Below are 514 nucleotides of genomic sequence, written 5' to 3'. Positions count from 1 at the left end.
GGCGCATTGCCAACGCGACACAGGCCATCACACAGCAGGTGGCGCGTTGGCAATGCGATGCGCTGGTCGTCTTCGAGGCGACGGGTATCTATGACCTCGCGCTTCGCGAGGCGCTGCGTCAGGCCGGGATCCAGTTCGCACGGATCAACCCGGCCCGTGCCCGCGACTTTGCACGGGCCAGCGGCCTACTCGCCAAGACCGATCCGATCGATGCGCGGATGCTGGCGGCCTTTGCGCGGGCCATGCAGCCCGCCCCCGAGCAGGTCGCCGATCCTGCACGGGGCGCCTTGGCGAGGCTTGCAAAACGGCGGGATCAGCTGGTCCTCATGCGCGCCCAGGAGAAGAACCGGCGCAGCGAGGCCGACGATCGCGCCATGGCCGAACGCATCGGCCGCCTCATCGAGGTCCTCGACAGCGAGATCGCCGAGATCGAGGCCGACATCAGCGCATTGATTAAAGCCGAAGCGCAGATCGCGGACGATGCGAAGTTAATGCGTTCGCTGCCCGGCGTGGG

The 514-nt window shown here is 67.1% G+C and carries 1 protein-coding gene; it reads left to right on the top strand.

Translation table 11 applies throughout. The annotated features are described in order from the left end of the window. A partial coding sequence (locus QJT82_RS45580) for a transposase (RefSeq protein WP_281446746.1) occupies nt 1-514 on the top strand: 514 nt, incomplete at both ends.

The organism is Bradyrhizobium sp. Mp19 (assembly GCF_029952935.1).
GTDB classification, from domain to species: Bacteria; Pseudomonadota; Alphaproteobacteria; order Rhizobiales; family Xanthobacteraceae; genus Bradyrhizobium; species Bradyrhizobium elkanii.
Note: the sequence above shows the minus strand (reverse complement) of the source record. Positions and strands in the feature narration are given on the sequence as shown.